Here is a 15521-nt window from a genome sequence, read left to right on the forward strand (position 1 = left end):
GCAGCTAGCTGCAAGCTGCAAGCAAGAGCCGTGAGCCTTCGCTTGCTACTTGCCGCTAGCCGCGTACCGCTGCCTCTCAGACTTTCTGGTAGAGCTGGCTGCCTTCCTGCTTGAAGCGCTCGGCCTGCTCGGCCATGCCCTTGGCGACGTCGACGTCCACCGCTTCGATGCGCTGGTTGGCCGCGTACTCACGCACCTCCTGGGTGATCTTCATCGAGCAGAACTTCGGCCCGCACATGGAACAGAAGTGCGCCACCTTGGCCGAGTCCTTGGGCAGGGTCTCGTCATGGAAAGAACGGGCGGTGTCCGGGTCCAGGCCGAGGTTGAACTGGTCTTCCCAGCGAAACTCGAAGCGCGCCTTGGACAGCGCGTTGTCACGGATCTGCGCGCCCGGGTGACCCTTGGCGAGGTCGGCGGCATGGGCTGCGATCTTGTAGGTGATGATGCCGGTCTTGACGTCATCCTTGTTCGGCAGGCCGAGGTGCTCCTTGGGCGTGACGTAGCAGAGCATGGCGCAACCGAACCAGCCGATCATCGCTGCGCCGATACCGGAGGTGATGTGGTCGTAGCCCGGCGCAATGTCGGTGGTCAGCGGGCCGAGGGTGTAGAACGGCGCCTCGTCGCAGCATTCGAGCTGCTTGTCCATGTTCTCCTTGATCAGCTGCATCGGCACATGGCCCGGCCCCTCGATCATGCATTGCACATCATGCTTCCAGGCGATCTTGGTCAGCTCGCCAAGGGTTTCCAGCTCGCCGAACTGCGCTTCGTCGTTGGCGTCGGCAATCGAGCCCGGACGCAGGCCATCACCCAGCGAGAAGCTGACGTCATAGGCCTTCATGATTTCGCAGATTTCGTCGAAGTGGGTGTAGAGGAAGTTTTCCTTGTGATGGGCCAGGCACCACTTGGCCATGATCGAACCGCCGCGGCTGACGATGCCGGTCACGCGCTTGGCGGTCAGTGGCACGTAGCGCAGCAACACGCCGGCGTGGATGGTGAAGTAGTCCACGCCCTGCTCGGCCTGTTCGATCAGGGTGTCGCGAAACAGCTCCCAGGTGAGGTCTTCGGCCACGCCGTTGACCTTCTCCAAAGCCTGGTAGATCGGCACGGTACCGATCGGCACCGGCGAGTTGCGGATGATCCACTCGCGGGTTTCATGGATGTGCTTGCCGGTGGACAGGTCCATCACCGTGTCCGAACCCCAGCGAATGCCCCAGGTCAGCTTGGCCACTTCTTCCTCGATGGAGGAACCCAGGGCGCTGTTGCCGATGTTGCCGTTGATCTTCACCAGGAAGTTGCGGCCGATGATCATCGGCTCCAGCTCGGTGTGGTTGATGTTGGCGGGGATGATCGCGCGTCCGCGGGCGATTTCTTCGCGCACGAACTCGGCAGTGATCTCTTTCGGAATGCTGGCTCCGAAGCTGTGGCCACCGTGCTGCTGCTTCAACAGGCCGGCGGCACGGGCTTCCTGCAGTTTCATGTTCTCGCGGATGGCGACGTATTCCATCTCGGCGGTGATGATGCCCTGGCGCGCGTAGTGCATCTGGCTGACATTGGCCCCGGCCTTGGCCCGGCGCGGGTTGCGCACATGGGCGAAGCGCAGCTTGGTCAGCTCGGCATCGGCCAGGCGCTGCTGGCCGAAATCGGAAGACAGGCCGTCCAGGCGCTCGGTGTCGCCACGATCGTCGATCCAGGCCGAACGTACATCGCCCAGGCCTTTGCGGACATCGATCACCACGTTCGGATCGGTATAGGGACCGGAGGTGTCGTAGACGGTCACCGGGGCATTGATCTCGCCACCGAAGTCGGTGGGGGTCACGTCCAGGGTAATTTCACGCATGGGCACGCGAATATCGGGGCGGGAACCCTGGACATAGATTTTTTGCGAGCGGGTAAAGGGCTGAACCGACTGTTGGTCGACTTGGGCCGACTCACTGAGGTTGCTAGCGTTTTTTAGTTTTGTCGTCATCACGGGCTCTCCAGACAGCATCCAGGCAGTGGAAGTTTGTCGGAGCGAACCTGTAACGGACGGACGCACCCTGTCTGGACGACTAGTGAGTGCAGTGCTTGGTACTCAAGAGGGTGTTCGATTGTCGAACAACATCCCGGACGAAGCACAAGAGGACTCGCCGGGTGACGAGAAATCTTGTTCCCTACGCAGGCGTTAACCTGATCAGGTTCAACGGGATCCGGATTATCCGATCTCAGCCTCATAGCAAGGCACCCCGACAAGAACCGGGCCAGTCTAGACAAAGCCGGGACAGAACGCCAACACCCGTGCGATAAGCATGATGAATGGCCAATCAGCGGATTGTTGCACCGGGGGTGTCACCTCTACACTCGTTGCCCAGTGTCGAACCTTGACGCTCTGTAGGGCGCGCCTTAGCCTTGGCGCCTGGATTATCTCCGTAATATCAACTCTAGGGATCGCCGAATGCTGCGCAAACTCTCACTGGCTGTTGCCGTGTCTTGTGCGTCCAATGGAATGGCCTGGGCAGCAGAAGCGCCTGTGTCCACCACCAGGACCGACCTGGTCAGCGTCTATCAGGAAGCCGTGGACAACAACGCCGACCTGGCCGCAGCTCGCGCCCAGTACGGAGCCCAGAAGGAAGTGGTGCCCCAGGCCCGGGCCGGCTTGCTGCCGAACCTGTCGGCCGGTGCGGACATGAACAATACGCGCACCAAGTTCGACGAGCCGTCAATGACCTCCACACGCAGTGGCAACGTCTATCGAGCAACCCTGGCCCAGCCCTTGTTCCGCGCCGACCGCTGGTTCCAACTGCAGGCGGCCAAGGACATCAACGAACAGGCTGCCCTGCAACTCTCGGCCACCGAGCAGAACCTGATCCTGCAAAGTGCCGAGAACTACTTCGCGGTCCTGCGCGCCCAAGACAACCTGGCCTCGACCAAGGCCGAGGAAGCTGCGTTCAAGCGCCAGCTCGACCAGTCCAACGAGCGCTTCGACGTGGGCCTGTCGGACAAGACCGACGTGCTGCAATCCCAGGCCAGCTACGACACCGCCCGGGCCAACCGGATCGTCGCCCAGCGCCAGGTGGATGATGCCTTCGAGGCCCTGATTACCCTGACCAACCGCGAATACAACTCGATCCAGGGCATCGTCCACAGCCTGCCGGTGCTGACGCCCACGCCCAACGACGCCAAGGCCTGGGTCGACACTGCCGCCAAGCAGAACCTCAACCTGCTGGCCAGCAACTACGGGGTCAGCGCCGCCGAGGAAACCCTCAAGCAGCGCAAGGCCGGGCACGCCCCGACCCTGGACGCGGTGGTGCAGTACAAGAAGGGCGACAACGATGCCCTGGGTTTCAGCAACCCCAACCCCATGACCCGCTATGGCAGTGATGTCGAGCAGCGCTCCATCGGCCTGCAATTGAACATCCCGATCTACAGCGGCGGACTGACCAGTTCCCAGGTCCGCGAATCCTATTCGCGCCTGAGCCAGTCCGAGCAGCAGCGCGAGTCCCTGCGTCGCCAGGTGGTGGAGAACACCCGCAATCTGCACCGGGCAGTGAACACCGATGTCGAGCAGGTCCAGGCCCGCCGCCAGTCGATCATCTCCAACCAGAGCGCCGTGGAAGCCACGGAAATCGGCTACCAGGTCGGCACCCGCAACATCGTCGACGTGCTCGACGCCCAGCGCCAGCTGTACAACTCGGTGCGCAACTACAACAACAGCCGCTACGACTACATCCTCGACAACCTGCGCCTTAAGCAGGCCGCCGGCACCCTCAACCCAGGGGACCTGCAGGACCTGGCCCGCTACCTCAAGGCCGACTACAACCCGGACCGCGACTTCCTGCCGCCAGACCTGGCCAAGGCCGCCGCCGAGCAGCTCAAGGCCCGTCCCTGAAGGCTGCCACCCAGGAAAAGAAAGGCCACCCAAGCGGGTAATGCCGATCAGTTAAAGAAATGGTAGGAGCGAGGCTTGCCCGCGATGGACTTCAGAGCGCTGCGTTTATCCAGTAAACACGCGCTACCGTTAACGACCATCGCGAGCAATCGAGCGTCGACCGGCTGCTCCTGCAGGGGATCACCTCGCTTAACTGACTGACATTAACCCGAGCGGGTGGCCTTTTTCATGCGGCGCCAGGCGTCAGCTGGATCACTGTTGCAGCAGGCGATCCAAAGCGTCGAGCAGGCGCTGCAACGCGCCCTGGTTGGCGCGCATGACCTCGAGCCCCGCCTCGCCCATCTTGCGGGCGTCCTGGGGCAGCTCGAACAGACTCTGCACCGCCTCCGCCAGGCCCTGGGCATCATCCACTTCCTGCAGGGCCCCGGCTTCACGCAACATCGCGGCGATTTCCAGGAAATTGAACAGGTGCGGGCCGCTGATCACCGGCTTGGCCAGGGCGGCCGGCTCCAGCAAGTTGTGGCCGCCATTGGCCACCAGGCTGCCACCGACAAACGCGCTGTCGGCCAGGGCATAGAGGAACAGCAGCTCACCCATGGTGTCCCCCAGCAGCACCGAGGTGCCCGCAGTCACCAACTCGCCACTGGAGCGCCGCACTGTCGCCAGTCCCTGCTGCCGGCACAGTTCGAAGACCGAGTCGAAGCGCTCCGGATGTCGCGGCACGAGGATCAGCAAGGCATTGGGGTAGCTGGCCAGCAACTGCCGGTGGGCATCGAGCACCACCGCGTCCTCGCCTTCATGGGTACTGGCGGCAATCCACACCGGACGCTCCATGGCCTGCCATTGCTCGCGCAACTGCGTGGCACGCTGCGGCAACTGCGGGTCGATGCTCAGGTCGAACTTGATCGAGCCGGTCACCTGCACCGTTTCCGGACGCGCGCCCAGTTGCAGGAAACGCTCGGCCTCGGCCCGGGTCTGCACCGCGAACAGGCTCATCTGAGCCAGCATCGGCGCACTCAGCCTGGCAAAGCGCCCATACCCTCGGGCCGAACGCGCAGACAGCCGAGCGTTGGCCAGGGCCACCGGAATCCCGCGACGGGCGCACTGGTCGATGTGATTGGGCCACAGTTCGGTTTCCATGATCACCGCCAGCCGGGGCTGCGCGCGCTCGAGAAAACGGGCAGCGGCACACGGCAAGTCGTAGGGCAGGTAGCAATGCTGGATTCGTGGCTCATCGGCAAACAGGGCCTGGATCCGCTCGGAGCCGGTGGGGGTCATGCAGGTCACGGTAATCGGCAGCTGTGGATAACGGGCCAGCAATGCGCGAATCATCGGTGCAGCGGCGATACTCTCGCCGACCGACACCGCATGCACCCAGATCCCACCGGGCTGCAGGGTGGGCAGGCCGATGGAGAATCGCTCGCCGATGCGCTTGGCATAGGCCGGCGCCTTGCGCGAACGCAGCCACAACCGAATCGCCACCAATGGCAGCCCCAGGTAAAACAGTGCGGTGTAGAGAGTTCTATTCATGGCGGCGGAGTTTATCGGTTTTTTAGCCGATCGCCTTCAGGTGCAGGGCAAAACGTTCCGCCAGCCAGCGCGCCGCCGGCCCCAGAGGCTCGTCACGACGCCAGGCCAGTTCCACCACCAGCGCCGGAGGGGTCCAGTCGCTGGCCAACTCGACCATCTGCTGCTGATAGGCCGGGTACTGCACCACATGCCGTGGCAGCCACGCCCAACCCAGGCCGCGCATCAACCACTCGGCCATGACATAAAAGCTGTCGGCACGCCAGACCTGGGGGCTGATCTGCTCACCACCGGGATAACCACTCAGTTGCGGAGCGATCAACAACTGCCGGTGTAGGGCCAGGAGCTGGCAGTTGACCCTTTTTTCGTCGGCCAGGGGATGCCCTACCGCGCAGACCGTGACCATCTCGACGCTGCCCAGGGCCCGGCGTTCCAGGGTCTCGGGCATCTGTTCATGATGGAACAGCAACCCCAGATCGGCCCGGCGCTCCACCAGCTTGCGCGCCACATCGCCCTGGGCACTGCTGGCCAGTTGCACCTCCAGGCTGGGGAAGCGCTCGGACAAGGCCTCCAGACTATCGAGCACCGGCTGATAGGGCATCGCCTCGTCCTGGGCCAGGCGCAACCGAGCCTCCTGGCCACGCATCAGCGCCAGGGCCCGGCCATTGAGGCGATCGCACTGGCGCAGGATTTCCCGGGCCTCCTGCAACAACGCACTGCCCGCCTCGGTCAGCTTCGGCTGGCGACCGCTGCTGCGCTCGAACAGGCCGACCCCCAGGTCGGCCTCCAGCAAGGCAATGGCGTTGCTGATGGCCGACTGGGCCTTGCGGTGCTGACGGGCCACGGCCGAGAACGAGCGCAATTGGGCCACTCCAACGAACAGACGCAACTGCTCCAGGTTCCACTGTGTGCTCATGCGGCGACCCTATCTCAAATTCAGATAGGAAATGACTTTACCCCATCCGGGCAGCCACTAGAATGCCAACCCAGAAAGCCGCCCCGCCACGAGGACCCTCCCATGAACGCTTACTACTACCTGGCCATCGCCATCTGCGCGGAAGTGATCGCCACTGTTTCACTCAAAGCGGTCAAGGGCCTGAGCACGCCACAGCCCCTGCTGCTGGTCATTGCCGGGTACGGCGTGGCCTTCTGGATGTTGACGCTGGTGATGCGCACCGTCCCGGTGGGGGTGGCCTACGCCGTGTGGTCGGGGCTGGGGATCGTCATGGTCAGCATCGCCGCCCTGCTGCTCTACGGCCAGAAGCTGGATATGCCGGCGATCCTGGGCATGGCGCTGATCGTTCTCGGGGTGATGGTGATCCAGTTGTTCTCCAAGACCGCCGGACACTGAAGAGCAACGGCCAGCTTCAGGCGACAAGAAGGCGCAACCACCGGTTGTTGCTTGCAGCTTGAGGCTTGAAGCTAGAAACTTGCGGCTTCGATTGGTTCTCCGAGGTTGCTGCATGCCATCCGCTATTTCCACCGATGTGCTGATCGTCGGCGCAGGCGTCGCCGGTCTCTGGCTCAACGCTCGCCTGCGGCGCCAGGGCTTTTCCACGGTACTGGTGGAGAACGCCAGCCTCGGCGGCGGACAGAGCGTCAAGTCCCAGGGAATCATCCACGGTGGCGCCAAGTACGCCCTGCATGGGGCCCTGACGGGCGCCTCGGAGGCCATCGCCGACATGCCCCGGCGCTGGCGCGAAGCCCTGGCGGGCAGCGGCGAGCTGGACCTGTCCGGTGTGCGCCTGCTGTCCGAGGCCCACTACCTCTGGTCCCCCGGCACCCTGGCGGGCAATCTCACCAGTTTCTTCGCCAGCAAGGCCGTGCGAGGCCGGGTCGACCAGGTCAAGGGCGAGCAACTGCCCCCGGCCCTGCAGGACAAGCGCTTCAAGGGCAAGGTCTACCGCCTGGCCGAACTGGTGGTGGATGTACCGAGCCTGATCGAGCGCCTGGCTGAACTGGCGGGCGACAGCCTGTTGGCCGGAGAGAAGATCGAGCCCCTGCTGGAAAATGGCCAGGTGGCTGGGCTGCGGGTCGACGGGCGGGAAATCCGCGCGCAACGCATCGTCCTCAGTGCCGGTGCCGGCAATGCCCAGCTGCTGCAAGCGGCCGGCCTGAGCCAACCGGCCATGCAGCGGCGGCCACTGCACATGGTGCTGGTCAAGGGCCCGACCCTCAAACCGCTGTATGCCCACTGCCTGGGCGGCGGGCCCAAGCCACGGATCACCGTCACCACCCACCCGGCGGCCGATGGCCAATGGGTCTGGTACCTGGGTGGCGATATCGCCGAGGCCGAAGGTGTGGCTCGCGAGCCGGCGGCGCAGATCGCCGCCGCCCAGAAGGAACTGGGCCAGTTGCTGCCCTGGATCGACCTGGGCCGGGCGCAGTGGGCCACCTTGCGGGTGGACCGCGCCGAACCGGCCCAATCGGGCCTGGCTCGTCCGGACAACGCATTCCTCGCCGAACAGGATCGCCTGCTGGTGGGCTGGCCGACCAAACTCGCCCTGGCGCCGGACTTCGCCGACCGAGTCCTGGCGGCCTTCGAGCGGGACGGCATCGTGCCCTCCCATGGCGAACCGTTGCCGGACCTGCCAAGGCCGCCCCTGGGGCAACCGGCGTGGGAGCAACTGCTGCCATGAGCCAGGCCACCCTGCACGACCTGCGTCGCCCCTTGGGCAGCACCGGCCTGATGGTTTCGCCCCTGGGCCTGGGCACCGTCAAGCTGGGCCGCGACCAGGGGGTCAAGTACCCCAGCGGTTTCCAGATTCCGGACGACCAGCAAGCACAGATGCTGCTCAAGCTGGCGCGCGACCTGGGCATCAACCTGATCGACACCGCCCCCGCCTACGGCCGCAGCGAAGAACGCCTGGGCCCGTTGCTGCGCGGCCAGCGCCACGACTGGGTGATCGTCAGCAAGGTCGGCGAAGAGTTCGCCGAGGGTCTCTCTCGCCACGACTTCAGCGCCGCCCACACCCGCCTGTCGGTGGAACGCAGCCTGCAACGCCTGGAAACCGATTTCATCGACCTGGTCCTGGTGCACTCCGACGGCAACGACCTGGCGGTCCTCGACCACAGCGAGGTCTACCAGACCCTCGCGCAGCTCAAGCAAGAGGGCAAGATCCGCGGCTACGGTTTTTCCGGGAAGACCGTCGACGGCGGCCTCAGGGCCCTGGAACAGGGCGATTGCGCCATGGTTACCTACAATCTGAACGAACAGGCAGAGAAGGCAGTCATCGACTATGCCGCCGCCCACCACAAGGGCATCCTGGTGAAGAAGGCCCTGGCCAGCGGCCACGTCTGCCTGAGTCCGGGCATCGATCCCGTGCGGGCCAGCTTCGAACTGCTGTTTGACCAGCCCGGTGTCGCCAGTGCTATTGTCGGGACCATCAATCCACTGCACCTGGCCCACAACGTGACGACCGTGGCACAGGTCCTGGGCAAGAACTGACGCCGCCAGGCGCCCCGTCCCCGACGCAGGAAGGAGCCGAGATGTCGCGACCGCTGATCAGAAAGAACCCCAGCAACTTCAAGACCCTGCCCCTGTTCGTCGAAGCGACACCCGAAGGGCTCTGCTACCAGGGCGTCGGAATGCCGCTGAACTTCGCCCAGACCCTGCAGCGCCGGCGTCCGGTGAGTGTGCCCGACAACGAACGCTTCGCCCTGGAGCTGGCGAACCTGGGCGTCTCGGTGCGCCTGACCCTGCACTGGCAGAACCGCGACTACTGGGTGCTGGTGCGCCAACGCCGCCAGGATCGCGGCGATGTGGTCCTGAAGCTGATCTCCGGCTATGTGCCGGCCCACGAATTGAACCTGCCGCTGCACACCGCCATCCAGGAAATCGCCGAGGAATGCCTGCTGGAGACGCCGGAGGGCTGGCTGGCCGGACGCTTCAACGACACCTGGCTGCCGGCCCCCTATGCCGGGGCCCTGCATTACCGCGAAACCCCGCACTTTGGCCTGACCCCACTGTCCGGTGCGGCGCGCCCGGTGCGCTGCGCCAACCTGCAATTGCTGGAACGCCCCAGGGCCTATGTGCACCTGCCCACGGCTTCGCTGCAGCTGATCTATGACCTGCGCCTGGACGTTCCCAGGGATGCCAAGCCCCTGAGCCTGTTCCATGTCGACGAGCGCCTGGAAGGCGACCAACTGGTGGCCCGCCTGGACCGCAAGCGTCCCGACCTGTACCTGATGCCCCTGGAAAACGGCCAGCCCTGCGCCGAGCTGTACACCCTGAAAAAGGATCAGCTGCAACCAGCCAGCACTCGCGGCCTGTACCTGGCCGAAAGCTTCGCCCAGCAGGAAGGCTGGGTAGTGAGCGATGAGCGGATTCGCTGGAAGGACTGGCTCAGGCAACGAGGCCTGAGCGAACCGGAAAAGGACACCCAGCTCGCACGCCTGACCGGCAAGGCCCGGCAGATCCTGCGCAAGATCGTTCCCACCAAGACCCGGCGCCAGGGCTAAAAAAACGGCGCCTCAGGGGCGCCGTGATTCGAGACACACACCCTTTTACTGGGCTTTGTCGGTCTTGCGGATCTTCTCGACGATGGCGGTGGTCGAGCTGTTTTCCACCAGCCCCAGCACCTTCACGGTACCGCCATAGGCCTTGACGATATCGGCGCCAACCACCTGGTCGATACCGTAGTCGCCACCCTTGACCAGCACGTCCGGCCGCACCTGCGCCAGCAGGTTTTCCGGGGTGCCTTCGGGGAAGCTGATGACCCAGTCCACCGCGCCCAACCCGGCCAGCACCGCCATGCGCCGGTCGACGCTATTGATCGGCCGCCCCGGCCCCTTGAGCCGGCTGACCGATGCATCATCGTTGATGGCTACGATCAAACGATCACCCTGGGCCCTGGCCTGCTCGAGGTAGGTCACATGCCCGGCGTGGAGAATGTCGAAGCAGCCGTTGGTGAAGACAATCTTCTCGTTGTGCGCCCGTGCATCGTCGATGGCCAGCAGCAACTGGTCGAGGCTCAGCACCCCGCGCTCGGAGCCTTCTTCGCGCTGGATCGCCCGGCGCAGTTCGGGGGCACTGATGGCCGCGGTGCCCAGTTTGCCGACGACGATACCCGCCGCCAGATTGGCCAGGCCCACCGCATGGGGCAGTTCCTCGCCAGCGGCGATCGCCGCCGCCAGGGTGGAAATCACGGTATCGCCGGCACCGGTGACATCGAACACTTCGCGGGCTCGGGCCGGCAGGTGCAGAGGCGGATGATCCGGACGCAAGAGGGTCATGCCATGCTCGCCACGAGTCACCAGCAGCGCTCCCAGTTCCAGGTCGTGCATCAGCTTGGCGCCCTTGCTCACCAGCTCGTGCTCGTCGGCGCAGCCACCGACGATGGTTTCGAATTCGCTGAGGTTCGGAGTGATCAGGCTGGCGCCGCGGTAGATGGAGAAATCCTTGCCCTTGGGGTCGGCCAGCACCGGAATGCCACGAGCCCGGGCGGCGGCAATCAACACCTGGTGATTGCGCAGCGCGCCCTTGCCGTAGTCGGACAGCACCAGCACCTTGATGCCATCCAGCAGCGCGTCGACCTCGCTGGCCAGGGCCAGGGCGTCGGTGGCGAAAGGTTCTTCGAAATCGATGCGCAGCAATTGCTGGTGGCGGCTCATGACCCGCAGCTTGACGATGGTCGGCTGGTGCTTGATGCGCTGGAACAAGGCACGCACGCCTGCACCTTGCAGGCTGTTGGCCAGGCTGTCGGCCGCCTCGTCGTCGCCGGTCACCCCGACCAGCGAGGCCGGTGCGCCCAGGGCGGCGATGTTCAGGGCAACGTTGGCAGCACCGCCCGGGCGGTCCTCGATCTGCTCGACCTTGACTACCGGTACCGGCGCCTCAGGGGAAATCCGTGAGGTACCACCATGCCAGTAACGGTCGAGCATGACATCGCCGACCACCAAGACGGGGGCTTGATCGAATCGCGGCATGGACAACTTCATGGAGCATCCCACATACAAAATGAACAGGGGCGCGATATTAGCACAGGGTTGGCGCCGCCTCGTTCTATGCCTTGCGTGGGGCCGATGAAGAATATGCTGCACTCATTGGCGCTGCAAAAGCTGCAGCAAGCACCGGATCGCCTCCGGCAGCGCCATACGTGCGGTATCGATCTCGCAATCGGCCTGCAACGGCGCTTCGTATGGGCTGTCGAGCCCGGTGAAATCCTTGACTCGCCCCGCCAGCGCCGCCTGGTACAACCCCTTCGGGTCACGCTGGGCACAGGTATCGAACGGAGTGCTGACATACACTTCCAGGAATTGTCCGGGAGCGAACAGCGCCCTGGCGGCATCACGCTCGGCGCGAAACGGCGAGATCGCCGAGACGATCACCAGCAGTCCCGCTTCCACCATAAGACGCGCCACTTCCGACATCCGGCGGATGTTTTCCTTGCGGGCCTCGGCCCCCATTCCCAGGTCGCGGCACAGGCCGCTGCGCACATTGTCCCCATCGAGGACAAAGGTGTGCATTCCCAACTCGTTGAGCCGCAGCTCCAACAGGTTGGCCAGGGTCGACTTGCCGGCTCCCGACAGGCCAGTCAACCACAGGCAGCAAGGTTGCTGGTGCTTGAGGGCCGCCCGGGCGCTGGCGGAAAGCGACAAGCTGTACGGACGGATCTGCGGGAGATCCTGAGACACGCAGGCAGGTTTACTCATAACCGAGCATCTCGTAGTCACGTTGATAGACCCGGCGCACCAGGCGTCGGGTGCGTACTGAGCACATCTCGCGCACGGGAGCGCTTTCGCGTTGCCGGGTGCCGTTGAGATGGGGAAGTTGCGCCCCGACGCCGAGACGCTCGCACAGCAGCTGGAAATCCCGTTGCAGGTGCTCCTGGTAACCCATGAAGTCCAGTGACAGGCGGCCCAGGGAGTCGGTGAGGAAATCACTCTGGGGGGCAAAATGTATCTGCTTGTCGATGTTCTCGGGATGCAACCAGCGCCTGACGAAATCGTCGAAGTCCCGGTAGTGCATGACCAGGTCCTGAGCCGCCTGGTCCCGTGGCGACATGGGATTGCCGCGCAAGAAGGCATAAGCCGAATAGATCCGCTCCAGCGGGTCGCGGACGAAGGCAAACTTGAAACTGCTGGAGAACGCCTCGGGAAACTGCTGTTCGTACCAGTACAACGGCAGATGCCCGGGCGTCCAGCCATCGAACAGGGCCGAGCAGATACTGCTGCCGGCACACTTGGGGACATGGATGAACAAGCAGGAATGACGGGAAAAGGCTGGCGGGAAGCGAACATTGGCGGACATGGACTTGTTCACCGCTTGGCGGTCCACCACCGACAGGCGCCCAAGCAGGAAACTGCGTTGGGTCTTGGGTAATAACTTCCACATAAAGCGTTGCAACATTCCGGCACCCGCACGAGAGGGTTGGCCCCCCCGATCCAATCGACGATTCAGGCGGGAAACATAACAAGTGCGTGGTGTGGAATTATTTAGCCTTGGTCAAGACTGTAAGAGGGGCGATACAAATGCCCCTGGGCTGTTCATGCCCAGGGGACAGACCGGGGAGCGGCAATCGATCCGCTCCCTTGCAGGGTCAGGCAATTCCGTGTTGCGCCGGCTCTTCCAGGCCCATGGCATGCAGCCGCGAATAGTAGCCATTTTGTGCCAGCAACTCGGCATGGGTGCCGCGCTCGACAATACGCCCCTGATCCATGACCAGGATCAGGTCAGCCTTCTCGATGGTTGACAGGCGGTGGGCGATGACCAGCGTCGTGCGCCCCTTCATGACCTTGTCCAGGGCCGCCTGGATATGCCGCTCGGATTCGGTATCCAGGGCCGAGGTGGCCTCGTCGAGGATCAGCAGCGGGGCGTTCTTGAGCAAGGCCCGGGCGATCGCCAGGCGCTGGCGCTGACCACCGGAAAGCAGCACGCCGTTCTCTCCGACCTGGGTGTCCAGGCCATCGGGCAACTGAGCGATGAAGTCCATGGCATAGGCGTCGGCAGCCGCTTTCTCGATGTCTGCACGCGGTGCGCCGGCCAGATCGCCGTAGGCGATGTTGTTGGCCACGGTATCGTTGAATAAGGTCACATGCTGGGTCACTTGGGCAACGTGGCGGCGCAGGTTGCGCAGGCGATAGTCCTCGATCTCGATGCCGTCGAGCAGGATCTGTCCGGTTTCGTGATGATAGAAACGCGGAATCAGCCCTGCCAGGGTCGACTTGCCGCTACCGGAGCGGCCAACCAGGGCAATCATCTGGCCGGGGTCGGCGCTGAAGCTGATGTCCTGCAATACCTGGCGGTCGGTTTCGGGATAGGTGAAGCTCAGGTTGCGCACTTCCAGGCGTCCATCGATCCGCTCACGCTCGACGGTACCGGTATCGATTTCCGGCTCGACATCCAGCTGCTCGAAAATGCTCTCGGCACCGGCCACGCCTTTCTGGATGGTCGAGCTGACTTCGGACAGTTGGCGGATCGGCTTGGGCAACAGGCCCGCAGCGGTGATATAGGCCACCAGGTCACCGGCGGTCGCATCGCCACGCAGGAACAGCACCAGGAACATCAGCGCCGCCATGGCGGAGTAGATCACCAGCTGCAGCATGGGGGTATAGACCGCGCCGGTCTTGGTCATGCGCAACTGCTTGTCGGTGTTGCCCTGGCTGGCCTGTGCGAAACGCTGCTGCTCGTACTGCTCGCCACCGAAACTGCGAACCACGCGATAGCCCTGAATGGTCTCGGAGGCAACATGGGTCACATCCCCCATCGCCACCTGGATCTTCTTGCTCTGCTTGCGGAATTTCTTGCTGGTGCTGCTCACCATCACGGCTATCAACGGCAGGATGGCGACCATCACCAGGGTCAGCTTCCAGTTCATCCAGATCAGGTAGCTGAACAGGAATATGACGGTCAGGCCCTCACGGATCACCACCTTGATGGCATCGGTGGCCGCACCGGTGACCATTGTCACGTTGAAGGTGATGCGCGAAATCAGGTGTCCGGAGTTGTGGGTATCGAAATAACGATTGGGCAGGACCAGCAACTTGTTGAACAACTCGACCCGCAGGTCATGGACCAGGCCGAGGGACACCTTGGCCAGGTAATAATTGCCAAGGAATGAACCAAGTCCCTGCCAGGCCGCAATCAGGATGATCAACAGCGGCACCGCCATCAGCAGCTTCAAGTCCTGCAGATAAGGGACATCGGGAAACAGCACAGCATTGGGATTGCTGAGCCCATCAACGAAGTACTTCAGGATTCCCGCCAACATGGGCTGGGTCGAAGCGAAAATCACGAAACCCAAGATGCTCAGTGCGAACATTCCCCAGTAGGGACGCACATATGACAGCAAGCGCAGGTATATCTTCAGACTCGACGCCGCGGCAGGATTGGGGATAGTCATGAGAGCTCGTTGGATGGGAAATTAGCCGCTTACTATAACACAGGGCATTTTCGCACCTGAGCTGAGGTAGTATACGGCCCCCCTATCCATGCCCGCCGGCGTTGACTCTGGAGTATTGATGCAAGCGCTCGACCCCGCCCGCTACCTCACCCTGCGCGAGGGCGCCGAAGTCCTCGAGGCCGATGGCCATGGCGACAAGGTGCTGCGTCTGAGTGACGGCTCGATCTTCAAGCTCTTTCGTCGCAAGCGCCTGCTGACCTCGGCAGCCTGGTACCCCTACGCCCGTCGCTTCGCCGACAACTGCAAGGCACTGGATGAGCGGCAGATCCCCTGCCCCAAGGTGCGCCAGGTCTACCGCATCGCCAGTATCGAGCGTGACGCCGTGCACTACAGCCCCCTGCCGGGACAGACCCTGCGCCAGTTGCTGGAAGATGAAGAACATGGCGAACAGTTACGCGCCCAGCTGGGCAGCTTCATGGCGACCCTGCATGAGCGCGGCATCTACTTCCGCTCCGCTCACCTGGGCAATATCGTCCTGACACCCGAGGGGCAGCTAGGCCTGATCGACATCGCCGACCTGCAGGTGCATCGCCGCCCCTTGCGCAAGAGCCTGCGCCTGCGCAACTTCAAGCACATGCTGCGTTACACCGAAGACCGCCAGTGGCTGCTGAAGGATCAGGGAGCGACCTTCCTCAAGCACTACAGCGCCGGGCAAGACACCTGCTCCGAGCAAGACCTGATGGGAGCCTTGCAGAAGGTGTAATGCACAGCGCTGGAGGTGAAGT

General features: G+C 63.5%; 13 protein-coding genes and 1 riboswitch. Of the genes, 6 read left to right on the forward strand and 7 right to left on the reverse strand.

Going from position 1 to position 15521, the window contains the following annotated elements; all coding sequences use genetic code 11:
- Positions 1 to 76: 76 nt before the first annotated feature.
- The gene (thiC, locus tag LGQ10_RS16440) at positions 77 to 1966 is read right to left on the reverse strand and encodes a phosphomethylpyrimidine synthase ThiC (protein ID WP_226522575.1); all 1890 of its coding nucleotides are present in this window, start codon (positions 1964 to 1966) and stop codon (positions 77 to 79) included.
- Positions 1967 to 2130: 164 nt separating this feature from the next.
- Positions 2131 to 2235, reverse strand: a riboswitch (TPP riboswitch).
- A 196-nt stretch (positions 2236 to 2431) separates the two neighbouring features.
- Between thiC and LGQ10_RS16445 the strand changes: the two genes are divergently transcribed.
- On the forward strand, positions 2432 to 3865 hold the full coding sequence (locus tag LGQ10_RS16445; protein WP_226522576.1) for a TolC family outer membrane protein: 1434 nt from the start codon (positions 2432 to 2434) through the stop codon (positions 3863 to 3865).
- Between the two features lie 252 nt (positions 3866 to 4117).
- Here the strand turns inward: LGQ10_RS16445 and waaA are convergent, their stop codons facing one another.
- A complete protein-coding gene (waaA, locus tag LGQ10_RS16450; protein WP_226522577.1) occupies positions 4118 to 5395 on the reverse strand; it encodes a lipid IV(A) 3-deoxy-D-manno-octulosonic acid transferase in 1278 nt (425 codons plus the stop codon).
- 22 nt (positions 5396 to 5417) lie between these two features.
- Positions 5418 to 6308, reverse strand: a complete 891-nt coding sequence (locus tag LGQ10_RS16455; RefSeq protein ID WP_226522578.1) for a LysR family transcriptional regulator — start codon at positions 6306 to 6308, stop codon at positions 5418 to 5420.
- A 102-nt stretch (positions 6309 to 6410) separates the two neighbouring features.
- Here LGQ10_RS16455 and LGQ10_RS16460 point away from each other — a divergent pair, with 102 nt between their 5' ends.
- The 4 genes from LGQ10_RS16460 to LGQ10_RS16475 all read left to right on the forward strand — a co-directional run bounded on the left by LGQ10_RS16460 (position 6411) and on the right by LGQ10_RS16475 (position 9853).
- Positions 6411 to 6743 carry a DMT family transporter gene (locus LGQ10_RS16460; RefSeq protein ID WP_058434175.1) on the forward strand — a complete coding sequence of 111 codons (333 nt, stop codon included), beginning with the start codon at positions 6411 to 6413 and terminating at the stop codon, positions 6741 to 6743.
- 112 nt (positions 6744 to 6855) lie between these two features.
- Entirely contained in the window at positions 6856 to 8031 is a 1176-nt protein-coding gene (locus LGQ10_RS16465) for an NAD(P)/FAD-dependent oxidoreductase (protein ID WP_226522579.1), read from the forward strand.
- Positions 8028 to 8840 carry an aldo/keto reductase gene (locus LGQ10_RS16470; protein WP_226522580.1) on the forward strand — a complete coding sequence of 271 codons (813 nt, stop codon included), beginning with the start codon at positions 8028 to 8030 and terminating at the stop codon, positions 8838 to 8840. The genes LGQ10_RS16465 and LGQ10_RS16470 overlap by 4 nt, the downstream gene beginning before the upstream one ends.
- Before the next feature lie 41 nt (positions 8841 to 8881).
- Entirely contained in the window at positions 8882 to 9853 is a 972-nt protein-coding gene (locus tag LGQ10_RS16475) for a metal ABC transporter ATPase (RefSeq protein WP_226522581.1), read from the forward strand.
- A 45-nt stretch (positions 9854 to 9898) separates the two neighbouring features.
- Here the strand turns inward: LGQ10_RS16475 and hldE are convergent, their stop codons facing one another.
- The 4 genes from hldE to msbA form a co-directional block, all read right to left on the reverse strand.
- The gene (gene hldE / locus LGQ10_RS16480) at positions 9899 to 11332 is read right to left on the reverse strand and encodes a bifunctional D-glycero-beta-D-manno-heptose-7-phosphate kinase/D-glycero-beta-D-manno-heptose 1-phosphate adenylyltransferase HldE (protein WP_058434179.1); all 1434 of its coding nucleotides are present in this window, start codon (positions 11330 to 11332) and stop codon (positions 9899 to 9901) included.
- A gap of 102 nt (positions 11333 to 11434) precedes the next feature.
- Positions 11435 to 12046: an adenylyl-sulfate kinase gene (gene cysC / locus LGQ10_RS16485; protein WP_226522582.1), complete on the reverse strand. Its 612-nt coding sequence runs from the start codon at positions 12044 to 12046 to the stop codon at positions 11435 to 11437.
- A complete protein-coding gene (locus LGQ10_RS16490; protein WP_058434181.1) occupies positions 12039 to 12743 on the reverse strand; it encodes a sulfotransferase family 2 domain-containing protein in 705 nt (234 codons plus the stop codon). Before LGQ10_RS16490 ends, cysC begins: the two co-directional genes overlap by 8 nt.
- Positions 12744 to 12933: 190 nt before the next feature.
- Positions 12934 to 14736, reverse strand: a complete 1803-nt coding sequence (gene msbA, locus LGQ10_RS16495) for a lipid A export permease/ATP-binding protein MsbA (RefSeq protein ID WP_058434182.1) — start codon at positions 14734 to 14736, stop codon at positions 12934 to 12936.
- A gap of 118 nt (positions 14737 to 14854) precedes the next feature.
- On the opposite strand from msbA, the gene LGQ10_RS16500 reads away from it, so the two are divergent.
- Positions 14855 to 15499 carry a phosphotransferase gene (locus LGQ10_RS16500; protein WP_058434183.1) on the forward strand — a complete coding sequence of 215 codons (645 nt, stop codon included), beginning with the start codon at positions 14855 to 14857 and terminating at the stop codon, positions 15497 to 15499.
- The last annotated feature ends 22 nt before the right edge of the window (positions 15500 to 15521 follow it).

It is taken from the genome of Pseudomonas sp. L5B5 (assembly GCF_020520285.1).
Taxonomy (GTDB): domain Bacteria; phylum Pseudomonadota; class Gammaproteobacteria; order Pseudomonadales; family Pseudomonadaceae; genus Aquipseudomonas.

Excerpts from the sequence above, each read along its gene's own strand:
- thiC (WP_226522575.1), bottom strand. The coding sequence starts at position 1,966 with ATGACGACAAAACTAAAAAACGCTAGCAACCTCAGTGAGTCGGCCCAA.
- LGQ10_RS16465 (WP_226522579.1), top strand. The coding sequence starts at position 6,856 with ATGCCATCCGCTATTTCCACCGATGTGCTGATCGTCGGCGCAGGCGTC.
- waaA (WP_226522577.1), bottom strand. The coding sequence starts at position 5,395 with ATGAATAGAACTCTCTACACCGCACTGTTTTACCTGGGGCTGCCATTG.
- LGQ10_RS16470 (WP_226522580.1), top strand. The coding sequence starts at position 8,028 with ATGAGCCAGGCCACCCTGCACGACCTGCGTCGCCCCTTGGGCAGCACC.
- LGQ10_RS16490 (WP_058434181.1), bottom strand. The coding sequence starts at position 12,743 with ATGTTGCAACGCTTTATGTGGAAGTTATTACCCAAGACCCAACGCAGT.
- cysC (WP_226522582.1), bottom strand. The coding sequence starts at position 12,046 with ATGAGTAAACCTGCCTGCGTGTCTCAGGATCTCCCGCAGATCCGTCCG.
- hldE (WP_058434179.1), bottom strand. The coding sequence starts at position 11,332 with ATGAAGTTGTCCATGCCGCGATTCGATCAAGCCCCCGTCTTGGTGGTC.
- LGQ10_RS16475 (WP_226522581.1), top strand. The coding sequence starts at position 8,882 with ATGTCGCGACCGCTGATCAGAAAGAACCCCAGCAACTTCAAGACCCTG.
- msbA (WP_058434182.1), bottom strand. The coding sequence starts at position 14,736 with ATGACTATCCCCAATCCTGCCGCGGCGTCGAGTCTGAAGATATACCTG.
- LGQ10_RS16500 (WP_058434183.1), top strand. The coding sequence starts at position 14,855 with ATGCAAGCGCTCGACCCCGCCCGCTACCTCACCCTGCGCGAGGGCGCC.
- LGQ10_RS16460 (WP_058434175.1), top strand. The coding sequence starts at position 6,411 with ATGAACGCTTACTACTACCTGGCCATCGCCATCTGCGCGGAAGTGATC.
- LGQ10_RS16455 (WP_226522578.1), bottom strand. The coding sequence starts at position 6,308 with ATGAGCACACAGTGGAACCTGGAGCAGTTGCGTCTGTTCGTTGGAGTG.
- LGQ10_RS16445 (WP_226522576.1), top strand. The coding sequence starts at position 2,432 with ATGCTGCGCAAACTCTCACTGGCTGTTGCCGTGTCTTGTGCGTCCAAT.